The sequence below is a fragment of the Amycolatopsis sp. lyj-109 genome (genome assembly GCF_046548995.1).
Lineage (GTDB): Bacteria > Actinomycetota > Actinomycetes > Mycobacteriales > Pseudonocardiaceae > Amycolatopsis.
The window spans coordinates 149164-166604 of the sequence record NZ_JAJPWR010000012.1 but is presented as its reverse complement, the minus strand read 5'-3'; the positions used below and the strand labels follow the sequence as shown (position 1 = coordinate 166604).

Annotated in this window: 15 protein-coding genes; 8 read left to right on the top strand and 7 right to left on the bottom strand. The window is 70.7% G+C overall.

Going from position 1 to position 17441, the window contains the following annotated elements; all coding sequences use genetic code 11:
• Position 1: 1 nt before the first annotated feature.
• The 4 genes from ACLJQF_RS26500 to ACLJQF_RS26485 all read left to right on the top strand — a co-directional run bounded on the left by ACLJQF_RS26500 (position 2) and on the right by ACLJQF_RS26485 (position 3373).
• Positions 2-586, top strand: coding sequence for a TetR/AcrR family transcriptional regulator (locus ACLJQF_RS26500; protein ID WP_410612489.1), 585 nt, complete (start codon positions 2-4; stop codon positions 584-586).
• A 176-nt stretch (positions 587-762) separates the two neighbouring features.
• Positions 763-1284 carry a GNAT family N-acetyltransferase gene (locus tag ACLJQF_RS26495; protein ID WP_410612488.1) on the top strand — a complete coding sequence of 174 codons (522 nt, stop codon included), beginning with the start codon at positions 763-765 and terminating at the stop codon, positions 1282-1284.
• 143 nt (positions 1285-1427) lie between these two features.
• Positions 1428-2231: an SDR family oxidoreductase gene (locus ACLJQF_RS26490; RefSeq protein ID WP_410612487.1), complete on the top strand. Its 804-nt coding sequence runs from the start codon at positions 1428-1430 to the stop codon at positions 2229-2231.
• 257 nt (positions 2232-2488) lie between these two features.
• Positions 2489-3373, top strand: a complete 885-nt coding sequence (locus ACLJQF_RS26485; RefSeq protein ID WP_410612485.1) for a helix-turn-helix transcriptional regulator — start codon at positions 2489-2491, stop codon at positions 3371-3373.
• Here ACLJQF_RS26485 and ACLJQF_RS26480 read toward each other — a convergent pair.
• From ACLJQF_RS26480 to ACLJQF_RS26470, 3 genes are read right to left on the bottom strand one after another with little or no spacing between them, the layout of a single operon-like run.
• Positions 3370-4071, bottom strand: coding sequence for a TetR/AcrR family transcriptional regulator (locus ACLJQF_RS26480; RefSeq protein WP_410612484.1), 702 nt, complete (start codon positions 4069-4071; stop codon positions 3370-3372). The two genes, ACLJQF_RS26485 and ACLJQF_RS26480, sit on opposite strands and share 4 nt — an antisense overlap.
• On the bottom strand, positions 4055-5308 hold the full coding sequence (locus tag ACLJQF_RS26475) for an FAD-dependent monooxygenase (protein WP_410612483.1): 1254 nt from the start codon (positions 5306-5308) through the stop codon (positions 4055-4057). The genes ACLJQF_RS26480 and ACLJQF_RS26475 overlap by 17 nt, the downstream gene beginning before the upstream one ends.
• Before the next feature lie 51 nt (positions 5309-5359).
• Positions 5360-5665: an alpha/beta fold hydrolase gene (locus ACLJQF_RS26470; protein ID WP_410612481.1), complete on the bottom strand. Its 306-nt coding sequence runs from the start codon at positions 5663-5665 to the stop codon at positions 5360-5362.
• Here ACLJQF_RS26470 and ACLJQF_RS26465 point away from each other — a divergent pair.
• Entirely contained in the window at positions 5646-6281 is a 636-nt protein-coding gene (locus ACLJQF_RS26465) for a nucleotidyltransferase domain-containing protein (protein ID WP_410612479.1), read from the top strand. The genes ACLJQF_RS26470 and ACLJQF_RS26465 overlap by 20 nt on opposite strands.
• On the opposite strand, the gene ACLJQF_RS26460 is transcribed toward ACLJQF_RS26465, so the two are convergent.
• A complete protein-coding gene (locus ACLJQF_RS26460; RefSeq protein WP_410612478.1) occupies positions 6264-6449 on the bottom strand; it encodes a hypothetical protein in 186 nt (61 codons plus the stop codon). The two genes, ACLJQF_RS26465 and ACLJQF_RS26460, sit on opposite strands and share 18 nt — an antisense overlap.
• 254 nt (positions 6450-6703) lie before the next feature.
• Between ACLJQF_RS26460 and ACLJQF_RS26455 the strand changes: the two genes are divergently transcribed.
• The 3 genes from ACLJQF_RS26455 to ACLJQF_RS26445 all read left to right on the top strand — a co-directional run bounded on the left by ACLJQF_RS26455 (position 6704) and on the right by ACLJQF_RS26445 (position 10000).
• Positions 6704-7696 carry a hypothetical protein gene (locus ACLJQF_RS26455; RefSeq protein ID WP_410612477.1) on the top strand — a complete coding sequence of 331 codons (993 nt, stop codon included), beginning with the start codon at positions 6704-6706 and terminating at the stop codon, positions 7694-7696.
• 1 nt (position 7697) lies between these two features.
• Positions 7698-8072 carry a hypothetical protein gene (locus ACLJQF_RS26450; RefSeq protein WP_410612476.1) on the top strand — a complete coding sequence of 125 codons (375 nt, stop codon included), beginning with the start codon at positions 7698-7700 and terminating at the stop codon, positions 8070-8072.
• 89 nt (positions 8073-8161) lie between these two features.
• On the top strand, positions 8162-10000 hold the full coding sequence (locus ACLJQF_RS26445) for a glycoside hydrolase family 5 protein (protein ID WP_410612475.1): 1839 nt from the start codon (positions 8162-8164) through the stop codon (positions 9998-10000).
• Between the two features lie 28 nt (positions 10001-10028).
• Here the strand turns inward: ACLJQF_RS26445 and ACLJQF_RS26440 are convergent, their stop codons facing one another.
• The 3 genes from ACLJQF_RS26440 to ACLJQF_RS26430 all read right to left on the bottom strand — a co-directional run bounded on the left by ACLJQF_RS26440 (position 10029) and on the right by ACLJQF_RS26430 (position 17136).
• A complete protein-coding gene (locus ACLJQF_RS26440; protein ID WP_410612474.1) occupies positions 10029-10703 on the bottom strand; it encodes a hypothetical protein in 675 nt (224 codons plus the stop codon).
• 31 nt (positions 10704-10734) lie between these two features.
• Positions 10735-12276: an adenosine deaminase family protein gene (locus ACLJQF_RS26435; RefSeq protein ID WP_410612472.1), complete on the bottom strand. Its 1542-nt coding sequence runs from the start codon at positions 12274-12276 to the stop codon at positions 10735-10737.
• Between the two features lie 270 nt (positions 12277-12546).
• A complete protein-coding gene (locus ACLJQF_RS26430) occupies positions 12547-17136 on the bottom strand; it encodes an Hsp70 family protein (protein WP_410612470.1) in 4590 nt (1529 codons plus the stop codon).
• Positions 17137-17441 lie beyond the last annotated feature (305 nt).

Sequence of the window (17441 nt, the reverse complement as noted above, 5' to 3'; positions counted from 1 at the left end):
GGTGCGGTACGGGAAAGAGCACAAGCTGGAGACGAGGCAGCGGATCATCGAGTCGGCCGGTCGCCGGTTCAAGCGCGACGGCATCGACGGCTCCGGGGTCGCCACGCTCATGAAGGACGCGGGCCTGACCAACGGCGCCTTCTACGCCCACTTCGAGTCCAAAGAGGACCTGGTTGCCACCGCGGTCGCCGAGCAGCTGCACGGCCAGCGCGAGTGGCTCACCTCGTTCGAACCGGGTCGCGCCGGGATCGAGGCGATGGTGCGCGCCTACCTCTCGCCCGAACACCGGGACAACCCCGAGGAGGGCTATCCCTCCGCCGCCCTGCTCGACGAGATGAGCCGGTGCGCGGACTCGACCAAGCAGGCGTACACGGACAGCCTCCTCGGGATCATCGACGACATCGCCGTCCGGCTGGCCCCGCACGATCCGCCGTCGGCGCGCATCCGGGTACTCGGCGTCTACGCCCTGATGGTCGGAACCCTGCAGCTGTCCCGCACCCTCGCCGACCGGCACCTCGCCGACGATGTGCTGGAGCAGGGCATCCGCAACGCGCTGGCCGCGCTGGACGCCGTGCCGCCGAACTGATGAGCGGCGGCGACCCGCGCAGCCGCGCCGGGACGAAGTGCCCGGCAGGAGTCCTTCACGGAGTCCGGCTGCTGGTGGCACAGACGGGTGGCGTTCCACCCTGACGACGCCCACGCCCTCGCGAAGGCGAGGTATTTCGATTGCGGGCGGTGGCGTGGCTGACCGAGCATGGCTCGGTGACGCTGCGGAAGAGTCATTTCGTCGAGTTGGCTGGCGCGGCGATGTCCGCGCTCGTCGAGGGCGACCTCGCCGAGGCCGGACGCCTGGCCGGGGTCCCGCTGACCGAGTACTTCCTGACCGATCGGGCGCGGTGGTTGTGGCGGCATCGGCTGGACCGGATCGCCGCGGATCCGCACAACGCGCGGTGGCTGGCGAGACAGGCGGTCGTCGGCGACGAAGGCGTGGTTGTCGGGCATGCCGGGTTTCACGGCCCACCCGACGAATCCGGCACGGTCGAGATCGGTTACTCGGTGGATCCCGCGTTCCGTCGCCGCGGCTATGCCAGGGCCGCGTTGACCGAACTGCTGCGCAGGGCCGCCGCGGAAACCGGCGTACACACGGTCCGCGCGACGATCAGCCCGGACAACGTGGCCTCGCTGGCCACGATCGCCGGCTTCGGGTTCGTGCAGGTCGGTGCGCACTGGGACGACGAAGACGGCCATGGGCTCGTCTTCGAAAAACCCGTGTCTGCCACGTAAAGGTGGCTCTCACGGTACCTGTCCCACCAGGATCTCCCAGACCCCCGGGACGCCTGTCAGCCTGGTCGAGGCGGCTCCCCGCAGCCGCGCCGGACGCGTGACCGCGTCGGCACCTGCTTCCACGAAAAAAGGAACGAAGACCAATGGCGGACAACCAGTTCACCACCCACACAGACCTGTTCGATCTGAGTGGGAAGTACGCACTGGTCACCGGCGGCACCAAGGGCATCGGGATGATGATCGCGCGCGGCCTTCTGCAGGCGGGCGCCCGCGTCGTGATCAGCTCACGCAACGCGGACACGTGCGCGGAGGCACAGCGTCTGCTGGCCGAATTCGGCGACGTCCGGGCAATCCCCGCCGACCTGTCCCGGCACGACGAGTGTCAGCGCCTCGCCGATCTCGTCGAGGCCGGTTCGGAACGCCTGGACATCCTCGTCAACAACGCGGGCGCGATGTGGCGCGAGCCGCTTGAGACGTTCCCGGACGAGGCCTGGGACGCCGTGCTCGACCTCAACCTCAAGTCGCCGTTCTGGCTGGTGCAGGCGCTGCTCCCGGCACTGCGCAAGGCGGGCACCGCCGACGATCCCGCGCGGATCATCAACATCGGCAGTATCGCCGCCATCCACGTCGCCGAGTCGCCCAACTACTCGTACGTCAGCAGCAAAGCGGGACTCCATCAGCTCACCAGGGTGCTGGCCAGGGAACTGGGTCCACAGCACGTCACGGTGAACGCCGTGGCCCCGGGACCGTTCCCGTCGCAGATGATGGCGTCGACGCTCGACGCACTCGGCGACACGATCGTGGCGAAGGCCCCTCTGGGCCGGCTCGGCCGCGACGACGACATGGCAGGCGTCGCCGTGTTCCTCGCCAGCCGGGCCGGTTCCTACCTCACCGGCACCATCATCCCGGCCGACGGCGGCATCGCCACGACCGCAACGGGTACCTAGTACTGCAGGGCGAGATCTTTGTTCGATGCGGCCGAAGACAGCCTGCCAGGACAATCCTGGACGCCGGCCTGCCGATCTGCCGCAGCTGGTCGTGAGTGGTAATTCGGGTTAGAACCCGAATTACCACTCACGACCACCAGCCACGGCAAACGGTGACTTTCCCCAGGTCACGCACACAAGTGTCCCTGCAGTACTAGCCGTCGGGGGGGTACCGGCAGTACCTCCCTTCGCCCGCGGACAGGACCTACAGTGCAGGGGTGGCCACGATCGATCCGAGCACCGAGATCAAGGAATTCCTGAGCTCGCGGCGCGCGCGGATCACGCCCGAGCGGGCGGGGCTGCCCGCCTACGGCGGCAACCGCCGGGTCAAAGGTCTGCGTCGCGAAGAGGTGGCGCTGCTGGCAGGGGTGTCGGTCGACTACTACGTGCGCATGGAGCGTGGCGGCCTCGCCGGCGCCTCCGACGGGGTGCTCGACGCGGTGGCCGCTGCCTTGCAACTCGACGAGGCCGAGCGCGATCACCTGTTCCACCTTGCGCGGCAGTCGAGAGCGCCCGGCGGTCCACGTCGCCGGCGACCCGCCGTGCCGGTGCGTCCGGCGCTGCAGCAGGTGCTCGACGCCATCGCCGATGCGCCGGCGTGGATTTGCAACGGCCGTTATGACGTGCTGGCGATGAACCACCTTGCCCGCGCGCTGTATTCACCGGTGCTGGCCGACCCGCGACGGCCGGCGAACACCGCGCGGTTCGTGTACCTGGATCCCGGATCGGCACGAACGTTCTTCGTCGACTACGACCGGATCGCCGGCGATGTGGCCGCGAAGCTGCGCATGGAAGCCGGCCGCAATCCGCACGACGAGGAGCTGATCACCCTGGTCGGTGAGTTGTCGACACGCAGCGAACTGTTCCGGCGGCGGTGGGCATCCCAGGACGTCCGGCTCCACCGGTCCGGACGCAAGCGTCTGCACCATCCGGTGGTGGGCCGGCTCGACCTGGACGTCGAGTCGATGGAGCTGCCTGCCGATCCCTGCCTGCTCCTGACCGTCTACACCGCGCCCGCCGGCACGGCGACCGCGGACGGTCTGGCCCTGCTGTCGTCGTGGGCGGCCGGCCAGGAGAAGCCGGCGACCGAGAGCGCCCGTTAGGCGGGAAGAGCGATGAGGTCGAGTGCCGTCGCGCGGGCGTCGGCGAGCATGTGAAGGCCGTCCGCGGCTGTTGCCCGGACCTGGTCGGGGGTGGCGTGTTCCGGGCCGAGCAGTGCGGTGACCGCTTTGGCGAGCACCGTTTCCGGCTCGGCCGGTCCGCGCCGGGAGCGGTGCCGCCCGGTGACCGTGAGGAAGCCGGTGAGCAGGGCGTGGAGAGCGAGCGCCTGCTCGTCGAGCGGCCAGTCGGTGCGGGCGAGGCCGTGGCGGCGCCAGATCGGGAGCACGCCGTGCATCATCGCGTCCGGGCTCAAGGTCTCGAGCAGTTTCACCGAGCGCGGGTCGGCGGTGAGGGCGCCGAGGAGTCCGTCGTCTTCGCTGCGCAGGGCGTCGACGAACGGGTGCCGGGCGGCCCTGGTCAGCATGTCCGGGACCAGGCGGGACGGCCGGGCGAGGTCGGGGTCGGCGGTCACGGCTTCGGTGGCGTCGTCGGCGAGGGCGAGGAAGTCGCGGCCGATCAGGCCGAGCAGGAGGTCTTCCTTCGTCTTCCAGTAGAGGTAGACGGTGCCTTTGCCGATGTGGGCGCGGGTGGCGACGTCGGCGATGGTGACGCCTTTGCTGCCGCGGGCGAGCAGCAGTTCGCCCGCGGCCGCGAGGATGCGCGCGGCCTTGGGGGAGCTGTGCTCAGGCAGGTCCGGCAACGCTGGTCCTTTCCGGAGGGTGAAGTACGGTGCCGACGATATCGGCATTCTTGAACTTCGCGATGTCGTCCACGCGCATCACCCGTTCGATCAGGCGGCTGCCGAGCCGCGTCTTCGCCAGTCTCGGGAGCGCGCGCCGGAACAGGATCTCCGGGCGGTTGTCGGCCATGAAGATCTTGCGGTCGGCGAACGCGCCGTCCTGGTAGTGGTCGACGTAGGGCCGCAGAGCGCGTTCCCACTCGGTGAGGGCGGTTTCGAGGTCGTCGTGGCGTTCGAGCATGGTGCCGAGCAGGTCGGCGCCGGTGAGTCCGGAGGAGACGCCCATGCCCGCGTAGAGCGTGACGCACCAGGCGGAGTCGCCGACCAGGACGACGCGCCCGCGGTGCCACCGAGGCATCCGCACCTGTTCCACGGAGTCGAAGAGTGCGTCGCCGGTCGCTTCGAGGTGGTCGACGACGTCGCCGAGCGTGGTGCCCAGCGGTTGCGGTCCGAACGCGGCCCGGACCCGATCGGCGGGTGACTGCGTGAATTCGGCGTCGACGTCGTCGGTGCGGTAGGTCAGCATCACCGTCGGGTTGTGGTCGGCGAAGGCGAAGACCCACATCGACCGGCCCGGTTCGAGCAGCGTCGCGCCCCGCCCGGGCGGGAGGCCGGCCGGGGTCCCGGCGTATTCGAAGGCCACGACCATGTAGCCGAGCCGGTGCAGGTGGTCTTCGTGCGGGCCGAACACCAGCGACCGCACGGTCGAGCGCAGTCCGTCGGCGCCGACGACGAGGTCGTACCGCTCGGTGCCCGTGGTGCCGGTGGCGGTGTTGTGCAGGGTGACGTCGACGCCGCCGGTGTCCTGCTCGATCGCGGTGGGCACGGTGGAGTAGCGGATCTCGACGTCGTCGGGCAGGACCGCGTAGGCGGCTTGTTCGGCGTCGCCGCGCAGGATCAGCCACGGCTTGCCGGGCAGGTCGGCGATCCCGGCACCCGCCCGGCCGCGCCCGCGCCGGTCGATGTTCAGCGGAGGTTGCGGCGCACCGCGGTCGTGGAGGTGGGCGCCGAGCCCGAGCCGGGCGGCGGCGGCCTTGCCCGCGCCGAACAGGGCGACGAAGTAGCCGCCGGACCGGCGCGCGGGAGCGCGTTCGACCAGCACCGGAGTCCAGCCTGCGGCGTGCAACCGGGCGGCGGTCGCGATCCCGCTGACACCCATCCCGACCACGAGTACCCGGCGTGTGGGGTTTGCTTCCATGCCTTCGACCATACTGACCAGATTGGTCAGTTGGTCAGTCTGTGGTCTGATTCACTTGCGGACCCGGCGTCTCAGATCGCGGCGAAGTACCCAGTCCGGGTCCTCTTCCGGCAGCAGGTGCCCGCCGTCGGCGTGCACGCGCTCCTGCGCGCCCGGGATGTCCCGGGCGAAGTGCTGCCCGTCGATACCGGCGCTGCGCAGGACCAGCGTCGGGACCGCGATCCGCGGGATCTCGGCGCTGCGGTCCGGCTGGTCGGTGTTGGCGAAGTCGACGAACGCCGACCGGTTCCCGGCTGCGGTTGCGCAGCTGTTCACGCGGTTGGGCGCGCCGTGGTGGGTGGCCGGCGGATACGCCATCGAACTCGCCGTCGGCCGGCCGCTGCGCGAGCACGGCGACATCGATGTGCTGGTGCTGCGCCGCGATCACCTGGCGGTGCAGGAGGCGCTGAGGGGCTGGGAATGGTGGGCCGCTGATCCTCCCGGGGTGTTGCGGCCCTGGCGTCCTCAGGAAGTCCTTCCCGCTGGTGTGCAGGACATCTGGTGTCGACCGGCACACGACAAGCCGTGGCAGATCCAGGTCATGCTCGACGAATCGTCCGGTCAGGAGTGGGTGTCGAGGCGAAACCTTCGGTTGCGCCGACCCATCGCGGCACTCGGGCACACCAGCGCGGACGGGATCCCCTACCTCGCCCCCGAGATCCAACTGTTCTACAAGGCCGAAGACCCACGCCCCAAGGACGAACACGACTTCACCGACGCGCTGACCGTGCTCGGCAGCAGGCAACGGGACTGGCTGCGAGTGGCGCTCGCCGATACCTATCGCAACCATCCCTGGCAACGCGCGCTCGGAGAATTCCCCGACCGGAGAAGGGCGACGAAAACTCCGGCGGGCACTCCTGGTCTGTCCGAAGAGGACGGAACGGAACACCGGCCTCGGCGACAATCAGCCGCCGGCTCAGGGGGCGGCGGGTAGCGCGGCGGTCAGGTCGTTGGTGAGCGTGCCGGGATGGCGCCGGGCCCAGTTGCGCATGGCCCGCTGTACCGCCTCGGGCTGCCCGGTGAAGTACTCCACGAGCCGCCGGACGGCCATCTGCCGGTCGCCGGTCCCGAACTCCCCGAGCACGCCCGGTTCGCCCTGCACCTCAACTGACCGTCACTCCTTCGGCGAGGTCAGGTGGCTGAGTTCTTCCGGCGCCGCGATACTAAACCGTTCCGGCCGGTCGGACGTGGACACCGCACCCGAACACACAACCCGGAGGATCGACCATCAGCACCGATTTCCACGCCGACCCGGACGCCATCCGGAAGCTCGGCGCGCTCGCCGGGCGGGCGGGCTCCGCGGCCGGCCTCTACGCGGCGGCGGCCACCGACGGCCCGAACGAGCTGGGCGAAGGGTTGCTGGTCAACCTCCTCGCCCAGCCACTCGACCAGTGGCAGGCGCTCTGCCTCGCCAACGACCGCAAGGCCGAATCGCTGGCCGACGCCTTCGACACCGCGCTCGTCGCCGTGGCCAAGCTGTACCGCGAGACCGACCACGAGGCCGCCGCGCAGGCCGACCGGGCCTACCCGGACGCGCACTCCGAGCGGGTCGCCGCCGCCGACGTCGTCTCCCCGGAAACCGCCGCAGCCTTCACCGACTTCGACAACGCGTCCCTCAACCCCCGGACCCTCGAGCCGTACCCGGGGTCTCTCAACCCGGCCGAGGACGCATTCGACGGCTGGAACATCGAGCTCCAGCGCATCGCGGACAAGATCGCGGGCGGGGCGTCGATCTCCGGGCCGGTGCGCGGGCTGCTGACGAAGATCATCGGGACCGACCTGCTGACACTGGTCGAGAAGCTGGTGACCGGCGACTGGGACCTGCTGCTGCGCCAGGGCATGGTGTTCGAGGACACCGGGCTCGCGTTCGGCAAGATCAAGCAGAACATCGACCGCGGCCGGCTCGGCATCCAGGACCGCTGGACCGGGCACGCCGGCGAAGCGGCGCGCGCCTGGCTCACCGACTATTCGTACGCTTGCGCCGCGCACGCCAAGTTCTGCGCGGACGCCGGCTGGAAGATCAAGAACTTCGCCCGTGCGGCCTACGACGCCATGCAGGCCCTCGACTTCGCCCTCGAGTCCCTGCTGGACTCGGTGCTCGGCAAGGTGCTGAAGATCGGGAAGGCCCTGGAGCTGGCCCTGCTCGGCATCGTCGGTCTCAGCGACGGCGAGTCCGCGCGCCAGGCCATCGCCGGCGTGCTGGCCGAAGCCAGCCCGCTGCGGGCCGCCATCGACACGCTCACCACGCTGGCGCACTCGGTCGCGTCGGTGTCCGAGCTGGTGGCGGGCAACGGCGAAATCGCCGCCCAGTCCTGGCCCGGCGAGCCCTACAAGCACCCGGGGACCTGACGTGGAGAGCTCACCGTGGCGCACCGAGCAGGGCCGGCGCGCAAGGCACAACCAGGTGGTCCTGCTGGCTCGCGGCGACGGCGACCTGGCCGACTTCGCCCGCGACGTCCTGGCCGGGCGGGCAAAGCCGGAGGACCTGCTCTACCGGTCGTACCTGAGCGAAAAGACCCTCCGAACGGCACACACGGAGATCGACGCGTGGAACGCCCTCCCGGAAGCCGAACGACAGGCGGCCGTCGACGGGGCCGAAGAGCGGACCCGGGTGGAGATCGCCGAACTCGCGGCGCTCGACCTGTCGCAGCCTGCTCCGGAAGCCGATGACGACGATGACGACGACCACGACTTCGGCGCGGAGTTCCTGAACTCGCTGCGGTGACGCGCGGCGGCCGGCAGCACTCCAGCCGGTGACGCGCGACCTCCTTATGGCCCTTATCCGGCGGGCCGCGAGTTGGTTGACTCACTCGCGTGAGGATCTCGGGTGTGCTGCTCACCGTCCTGCTCGCCACCGCCGTCGTCGTTCCCGTCGCCCGCGCCGAGACGGACCCGCCGTCCTGGTCCGGGCCCCTCAGCACCCGGGGCCGATACATCGTCGACGCGCACGGCGACCGCTTCAAGCTGAAGGCCGCCAACTGGCACGGCGCGAGCGGCACGTGGACCGGCTCCGGCGACGTGAACGACCCGGCCGACCACCACGCCGGCGAGATCGCCTACCAGACCCCGCTCGGGCTCGACCGCGCGTCGATCGACACGGTCATCGACGGGCTCGCGCAGCTCGGCCTGAACAGCGTCCGGCTGCAGTTCTCCAACGCGATGCTCCGCGATACCCGGCCCGTGCCGGACCTCGCCGCCAACCCGGACCTGCACGGCCTCACGCCGCTGCAGGTCTACGACCGCGTCGTCGACCGGCTGACCGCGCGCGGGTTCGCCGTCATCCTCAACAACCACACCACGACCTCGCGCTGGTGCTGCGGGCTCGACGGCAACGAACGCTGGAACACCGCGCAGACCGAACAGCAGTGGCAGGACGACTGGCTGTTCATGGCGCGCCGCTACGCCGCGAACAAGCGCGTCGTCGGCGCCGATCTGTACAACGAGGTCCGTCGCACCACCTTCGACGACCCCAACTGGGGCTGGGGCAACGGCACCGACTGGCAGCGCGCGAGCCAGCAGGTCGCCGACCGCATCCTCACCGAGGCGAACCGCGACCTGCTGATCTTCGTCGAGGGCATCAACTGGACCGGGCTGCCGATCGACGGCTTCCCGCACGGCCGGCCGACGCTGGAACCCGCCCGGACGCTGTCGCACACGCTCGTGGACTCGGGCAAGCTCGTCTATTCGGCGCACTTCTACGGCTACACCGGGCCCAACCACTCCGGCGCGACCGGCATCGGCGAAACGCACGACCCGCGCTACCGCGACCTCTCGCCCCAGGAACTGCGGGACACCCTGTACCGGCAGGCGTTCTTCGTCTCGGCCGACACCGGCAAGCACTACACCGCGCCGCTGTGGATCAGTGAATTCGGCGAAGGCCGCAACACCACCGACCCGGCATCACGCGCGTTCTTCGAGAACTTCGTGAACTACCTGGCCGAGACCGACACCGACTTCGCCTACTGGCCCGCGGTCGGCTTCCAGGCCAACGGCTCCGGTGACGGCTGGGCCCTGCTCGGATACGACCCGGCGGGACGTCGCATCGACGTGCTCGACGGCACGGACTGGCGCGGCCCCGCCTGGCGGCGGCTGGTGACCGCACCGTCGCGAACCGGCCCGATCCCGGAGACCGATCGGTGGTCGATGCTGAACCTCGACTACGGCGACTTCCAGGAGTCGCGCCAGACGCGGGCGCTGCCGGACTGGAACCCGGGCGCCCGCAAGGGCGTCTGCCCCGACGGCCGGCGGCTCGCCGGCCTGGCCCACACCGGCAACCGTGGCCTGTGCACCGGGACCCTCGCCTCACCGGCCGGGTACGTGGTCGTGCGCGACGAGACCTACGTCGACACCGACTGGGCGTCCGGCTACACCAAGACACAGTGCCCACCCGACCACGCGGTCGTCGGCTACAGCGTCCAGGGCGCGGCCTTCTCGGCGGTGTTGTGCGGCCGGTCGGCGACCCCGCTGGGCCGCACGGGCCGCACGGTGTGGTTCGACCGCGGCGACAACCGGCCGTCCGGCGACCCCGGCGGCGACTTCGCGACCGGGAACTACAAGGGCCAGTGCGCGCCGGGGGAGTACGTCGCCGGCGTCGCCTACACCGGCCGGATCGGCTCGAGCCGGACGCCGGACGCGCTGCTCTGCCGGTCCTAGCGTCGCACGTTCGGGGCGTTCCTTGCGGTCATCGATCGCATCTGGTGATGTCGGCCGGAAATCGTGGGTCGATTTCGTAGTGGGTGTCGAATTGGCTGCTGAAACCGGTCACGCTGACGGTCCGGCCGGCGGCGAGCCCGGTGAGGTCGATGCCGGTCTGGGTGTTGACGAAGATGGTGAGTTCGCCCGAGCCGTCGTCGACGGCGAACTTGGACCCGTACGGCAGATCCGGCGCCGGCGCCTGGGTGATCGTGGCGATCACGCGCACCAGCTGTCCCTCGGAGTTCTCGCCGACGGCGCCGGTCGCGAGCGGCCGCGGCCGGACGGCGGGACCTCTGCCGTGCACGACGACGGCGGCCGGATCATCGGGAACGAGGATGAGCAACCCGAAGCTGTCGCGCAGCGTGCCGGTCACCCGTACCCGGGTGCGGGGAGCGACACCCAGGTCGGCCGCGACGCTGACGTAGATGCCGGAGCCGCGGTCCTGCAGCCCGAAGCCCTTGTCGAAGAAGCTGGACTCGAACGCACCCGAGGGGGTCGTCGCCACACCGTCGACCGTGACCGCCGTGCCCAGCGGGAGGGTGCGCGCCTGTGCGATCGACACCACGCGGTGGGCGGCCTCCACCGCGGGAGCAGGTGGTGCGAAGCTGGCGGAAGCCAGGACCAGGACCAGAACCGGAATGCAGCGCCGCCAGGAAAACATGCGGATTTCCTTTCCTTACGTCGTGCCGGGCTCAGCGGTAGCGGTGTTCGAACGCGGTGAACTTGGCTTCCTGCTGCCATTGCAGGCTCGCTTTCGGACTGCCGGCGAGGAACGCCCGGCAGGCCGGGCCGGGGCGGGGCGTGCCCAGCCGGTCGCGGGCGCACGGTGCGGCGGGAACGAAGGTGTCCGGGCTGCGCCACAGGGACGCGCCGTCGAGGAAGGCGTGGTCCAGGCTGGTGCGGGCCAGGGTCTTCAGGTCGCGGTAGCGCAGGCGGTAGTCGGTGGCCGCGCGCTGGTACTCGTGGGTGAGGTCGATGCGGGAGACACCCTCGTCGTCAGTGGACAGGGTGACCGGCACCCGGAACGCGCGGTAGCTCGGGAACGGGTGGTCCCGGCCGGAGAGCCCGAGGATCTGCTCGTTGCTGCTGAGGTTGATCTCCACCATCACGTGCCGGTCCGCCATCGTCCGCATCAGCTGCGGCCAGTCGTCCTCGCCGAGCACGTCCGCGCCGTGCCCGATCCGCTCCGCCCGGCCGGTGCGCACGGCGTCCCGGATGTGGTGGCTCAGCTCCTCCGGCTTGACCAGGCCGGGGCCGAGTTCGCCGGCGTGCAGGGTGATGTGCCCGGTGCGGTAGACGCCACGCAGGTAGTCCAGCATCCGCATGTGCAGCCGGTAGTCGCGGATGGAGACCTCGCCTTCCTCCGGCGAGACCAGGTTCACCGCCACCGTGCGGTGGTCGGCCGCCGCCAGCTCGAAGGCCGACACCATGTACGTGAACACCACGTTGGGCGGGTTGTTCCGGTTGACCTGCTGGATGTACCGCACGCTCACACCGCACCCCGGCGAGGCCGCCGGGGTGGCGCAGCCGAGCAGCGACCGCAGCCGCGTGGTGTCGGTGTCCATCTCAGTGGTCGCAGCGGCCGTGATGCCCGCCATGGTGCCGCCGGCCAGCACCTGCGCGCGCATTGCGGCGAAGTCGTCGGTGAAGGTGACGCGCTGGGACAGGTCGAACAGCGGCCCGCCCTGCCGGGTCAGCATCGTCTCCAGGTACTGCTCGTTCTGCCCGCCGGCCCGGTCCAGCACGTCGGCCAGCATGTCGAGCCGGTGCGCGCCGGTGACCGCGCCGAACTTGCCGAACGTGGCGAAGAAGTGGTCGTGCCCCGATTCGCCTTGTCCCGGCTGGAAACCCTCCATCGACCACGCCATCAGCACGGCACGCTGGAAAGCGGGATCCGACGAGGTGTCGGCGGCGGGACGCTGACCCGTGCCACACGGCCCGGCCGCCGCGACGAACGTCGTGGTGTGGATGCACAGCCCGTCCCGGGCGGCCAGGGAGATCAGCAGCTCGGTCGACGCCGCCCCGGACAGGTGACTGTGCAGGTCGCCGCCCTTGGGCAGGTCCAGCATGAAGGCCCGCAACCGGCCCGGGTCGTGCCGGACGGAGTCGAGATAGCGCTCGACGCCCGCCTCGGCACCCGGATCCGCCTGCGCCGACGAGACGACCACTCCCGAGAACACCAGGCTCAGGAACCCGGCGGAGACGAGCGACAACCCGGCCCGCAGTGTGCGCATGACGTTCCTTTCCGATTACCACGGTTTACCGAACCGAGGAGCATCCCATGGCCGAAGGTCGCCGGAGCTGGCCCAGCTGTTTCCGGATCAAGGGAAATTCGTGACAAATTGCGCCATTCAGACCATGGGGTGCAATCCCATTTGTCGATCAGTCGTTGCGATCGTTTACGCGCCTTGAATGGCCGCCGGATACCTTTCACCCTTTGAGGTTGCGTCGTCGGGGTGATCTTCCGGCGGAACAAGCGCACGGAAGCGGTTCCCGATGACCGGTCAGGCGTTTCGTTCGACTCCCGCGTCCCGGAGGAGCGCGTCCAGGGCGGCGAGGCCGAGTATCCGGCCGCCGTCGCCGGGAACGGCTACTCCGGTCACCTCGCCGAGTTCGTCCAGGGCCGGGGCGCCGGCGCAGTCGCCCGGGAGGGCCAGGCTCGTCCGGAACAGGCGGTGGCCCTGCTCGGTCGACTCGAACCTGTTGACCACCCCGGTCAGCAGGGTGCGGCTGCCGCCTTCCGCCGGGCCGGGCAGCCAGAGCTGGTCGCCGATCCGGACGAGCTCCGGGCGACCGAGGGGCAGCGGGGGCACACCCAGCGGCCGGGTCAGCTCCAGCACCACGACGTCGTGGCCGGGCTGGGCCGCCGTGTGGACGTGCTCGACCTCGCTGCGCACGTTTCCCGCCGTGACGAGGATCGGCGCGTCGCCGTCCGGTCGGGGCCGGTTCGCGACGACGAGCCGCTCGCCGATCAGGAAACCCGTTCCGGCGGGCGAGATTTCGACCAGTCCCGCCGGCAGTCCCGTCGGTCGCTTCGCGCCCGCCCGGCGCCGCAGTGTGCGGTAACCCTGGGCGTCACCGATGTGCGCGAGGCAATCCTCGTGCCGCCGGACGTCGGCCGGGTCGTCCGGCGGTTCGGGCAGCTCGTCCAGCGCGTCGAGTGCCTCCCGGTACGACCCGGTCGCGTGGTGGTTGCGGAAGCGGCGCAGCGGATCGGGCTCGCTCAGCGCCAGCCGGGTGAGCACGGCGCTCCAACGGGCGATCTTCGCGGCCAGCTCACGCAACCGCCCGGCTCGGGCCCGCGTGGTCTCGAGCAAGTGCGCGGCCTCGGCGACCGCGGCTTCGAGGTCGTCGTCGGCGGGTGCCGGCCGCGCGGCGCAGGCATCCGCCTCGGCGACGGCCGCGATCGCCGCCGTCCGCGTGGACGCCAGGTCGAGCTCGGTCTGGACGTCGTCGTTGAACATCTCGACCAGTGCCTGCCGGGTTTCGGCGGTCAGCGCGGTGGCGGGCGGCCGATGGGTGGCCTGCCGCTGCCGGAACTCCCGCCAAGCCCCCTCGGTGGTGTCTTCGGCGATCGCGGTGGCGAGTTCCCGAAGCTGCGTCTGCAGCTCGACCAGCTCGGAGCGCTGCTGCTCGCGTCGGCGCTGCTGTTCGTAACGACGGGTCAGGTCGCCGACCTCCCCGGGCGACAGCAGGGTGGTGTCCGCCACCCGGATCCCGTTGGCCTGCTTCGTCTCCAGGTCGCGCGCGGTCACCTCGAGCACGCAGTCGGCATCGATGTCGAAGGTGACCTCGATCTGGGGCTGTCCCTTGGGGGCGGGCCGGATTCCGGTGAGCACGAACTCGCCGATCTTCGACTCCCGGTCGACGGCGCCGTTGAAGATCTGGATGCGCACTTCGGTCTGGTTGTCCCGGTGGGTGGTGTAGATCTCGGAGCGGCGGGTCGGGATCGTGGTGGCCCGCCCGACCAGTTCGGAGAACACCGTCCGCTCGTTCTCGTCGGTGATCTGGATGCCGAGGGCGAGCGGGGTGATGTCGAGGAGCACGAATTTGGTCAGCGCTCCGCTGCGCATCGCGCCCAGGAGCGCGGCACCGCCGGCCACCGCGGTCCGCGGATCCGTCACGACGACTCGCTTCGCGGCGAAGACCTGCTCCACGGTCTGGCGGACCAGCGGGGACAGCATCGGCCTGCCGACCAGCACGACCAGGTCCGGGCGCTCCGGCGCGGACTCCAGGAATTCCGCGGTCACCCGGCGCAGCGTCGCCAGCTGAGCGGCCAGCACCTCCGCCAGCTCGGTGCGGGTCAGCTCCAGGTGGACGTGACCGTGTGAGCCGAAGCCGAGCAGCGTGCTGGAGGCTCGGTCCTGCGCCGAGAGGGCGACCTTCAGGCTCTCCGCGGCGATCTCCAGCCGTCGGCGCAGTGAGCCCGATGCCGGAATTCGGATGCCCCGCTGCTCGAGCCGCGCTGCCAGCGCGTCCGTGATGGCGGTGTCGAAGTCCTTGCCCCCGAACCGGGTGTCACCACCGACGTCCCGGACGTCGTAAACGCCTTCGCCCACTTCCAGCAGGCTCAGGTCGAGCGTGCCGGCGCCGAGGTCGACCACAGCGACAGCTTCGTCGAGCTTCCGTTCGTACGCGGCCGCGATGCACGCCGCGGTCGGTTCGTGCACCAGGCGTACCAGCTCGACTTCGGCGATCTCGCACGCCGACCGGGTGGCAGAATTCTGGTTGTTGGTGAAGTACGCGGGAACCGTGACGACCACCCGCGGCCGGTCGATCCGCAGGGCGTGGTTCCGCTCGGCCCAGGACAGCCACTCGGCTCGCACGTGACCGAGTTCGGCGGCCGCCAGCTCCCCGACGCGCTCCCGGACCTGCTCGGCCAGGAACGTCTCGACCAGAGCTCGGGCGTGCCGGATCATCCGGGCGGCGACCTCCTCCGGGCGATAGGTGCGATCCCGGATCTTGAACCTGGTGGAGCTGCCCATCCGCCGCTTGGCGGCATCGATGTGCCCGGCCAGCCAGGGCGCCAGGATCTCCTCGCCCGTCAGGCCCACCAGTTCGGTGCCCTGCCGGTCGAGACTCAGCGTCGAAGCGAACTGGAGATGCCCCTTCCACGGGCAGAACACCGGCTGCCGCGTCTCCCGGTCGTAGATCGCCGCGGCGGACGTGGTCGTGCCCAGGTCGAAGCCCCAGATCTCGCTGTACCGGCGGTCGACGTCCGCGCGAGCCCGCGTCACCCACGCCTGCGCCCGTTCCTGGAACCGGCGCAGGTCCTCCGCGCCCAGTTCCTCCAGCCGCCTCGCCACGTCGGCGGTCAGGTGCGGTGGCACGAGCCCGTCCTCGGCGAGCCCGCGCAGGACCGCGACGGCTTGGGACCGCTCGCCACGGGCTTCGATCGCCGTGAAGCAGTGCTGGACGAGTTTGTCGTATTCGCCGGTCCGGCGCAGGCACTCGGCCAGCCGCGGGTCCTCCGCCGCTTCCGCGCCGAGCCAGCCGGCCAAGCCGTGTGCTGCTCCGGCGAAGTCACCGGCGCGCAGGTACAGCGCGACCGCCTGGTCGGGCTGCCCGATGTGCTGCCGCAGCCGGGCCGCGCCGGCGAAGTCGCCGCCTGCCTCGTAGGAGGCTGCGCGCGCGTCCAGCGCCTCCGGGGAGTCGTCGCCCTGCAGCACCCGCGCCGCTTCGCCGAACTGTCCCGTCCGGTTGAACAGCTGGTTGGCGCGGAAGAACTCGCGCCCTTCTTCGGCGCGCCACGCCGCGAGGGCGAGTTCGCCGGCGGCTTCTTCGAACCGGCTCCAGGTTCGGTAGGCGTCCTGGCGGGCGCCGCCGTCGCTCGCCGTCTGCCGGATCAGCGCGCCGAAGTGGAGCCGGGTGGCTGCGAGGAGGTCCGCGCGCAACCGTTCCGCTCGCTGACGGCGTTCCAGCACGGCTGCGGTCGGCATCCCGGCACGGTCCAGATTGGCCAGCACGTCCTGGAGACGGCCGGCCGCACCGGCGAAGTCCTGCTGTTCCACGAGGTCGTCGACCTCGGGGAGGCTCCGGTCGGCCAGTGCGGCCAGCCGGTCGGGGCGGTCGGCCGGGCAGGTGGCGAGGGCGTCGAAGAACCGGTGGAGTTCCTCGTGGCACCGGCTCACCTGGTCCAGGCGGCCGATGTCCTGGTAGACAGGCAGCGCCTCGGCGAACCGGCCGGCGTCGGTGAGCAGGCTGCCGTAGCGCTCTGCCAGCGCGTCGGTCAGCTCGGTGAGCTGGCGGAGCCGAGCCAGTTCGAGGCCGGCGCCGACGTCCTCGGCCACCGGCGATCGCAGGCAGCAGGCGAGGGCCCGGCGCACCTCGGCGTCGGACTTCGCCAGCCGGACCGCGTCGGCGCCGTGCCCCAGGAAGCAGTGGACGTCGAGGACGTCCGGCCGCAGTGCCTCGGTGAGGTCCGCGAAGAAGCGCTGCCACAGCTCGGTGTCGCGTTCCAGCGGTCTGCGGGCCGTGTGCTGGGTCACGACGGTGGCCACCACGTCCCGGGTGAGCACCCGCCGTTTCCGCCAGCGCAGGAGGTGCCGGATCGCGAGGTCGGCGTCGGCCAGCTCCGCCAGCAGCTTCACCATCCGGTCGCGGGCCACGGCCTGCAGTTCCGGCAGGTCCAGCCGCGAGGCGACATCGAACACGACGGCGAGCACGTGGCGGTCCGCCCGCCAGGTCAGAGCAGCCAGCCACGGCCGGTCGGCGGGGCTCAGCGGGTAGCGCTCGGGCGGGATGCGGTGGTCGTGCGCGCCGAAGACCTCGACGGCCCGGGCGGGCTCGGCACGCAGCGCCAGCCGCAGCGCCCGGCGGTACGCCCGGGTGGCGCGGTCCCAGTCGGCCGGGGCGGGCGCCTCGGCGGGGAACAGCACGGCCACGCGGTCCACGGCCCGGCTCACTCGCTTCTCGGCGCCGCCCGACAACCAGTCGAAGAAGGGTTCGCGGGCGGGCACGCGGTAGGGCGGAGGGACGAATCCGGCGAGCGCCGCGTCAGGCGACCGCATGATCACCGTGTCGATGCGTCCCGCCTGCACGGTGTTGCCCGAAATATCGCCCGTGACCTCGTTCCGGACCCGGCTCTCGCTCACGCCACTCCCTGTTGTCCGCTCGGGGGAACGCTAGCACCGCGTGAGTTCGCGGCCCATGGTTTCCGGCGCGATTTTTCGCGACATTAAAGAGACGTATCGCGACGAAGTTGTGGTCTGCGGAAAACGTCGACGGAAAGTGCCGGAGAACCGGAATCGGCACCAGCAATACCAGCATGGCGACCCGGTAAGGGGCCTCGCCGAAGTGCTGATTCCATTCGTCATCGGTTATCCGGGCGACGGCGAAGGTGGAGATCTGAGCGAATTCGACTCCGGGATGTCGCCGCCGGGCGGTTCACCACGCCGGG

Excerpts from the sequence above, each read along its gene's own strand:
- ACLJQF_RS26475 (WP_410612483.1), bottom strand. The coding sequence starts at position 5,308 with ATGGAAGCAAACCCCACACGCCGGGTACTCGTGGTCGGGATGGGTGTC.
- ACLJQF_RS26440 (WP_410612474.1), bottom strand. The coding sequence starts at position 10,703 with ATGTTTTCCTGGCGGCGCTGCATTCCGGTTCTGGTCCTGGTCCTGGCT.
- ACLJQF_RS26490 (WP_410612487.1), top strand. The coding sequence starts at position 1,428 with ATGGCGGACAACCAGTTCACCACCCACACAGACCTGTTCGATCTGAGT.
- ACLJQF_RS26470 (WP_410612481.1), bottom strand. The coding sequence starts at position 5,665 with ATGGCGTATCCGCCGGCCACCCACCACGGCGCGCCCAACCGCGTGAAC.
- ACLJQF_RS26435 (WP_410612472.1), bottom strand. The coding sequence starts at position 12,276 with ATGCGCACACTGCGGGCCGGGTTGTCGCTCGTCTCCGCCGGGTTCCTG.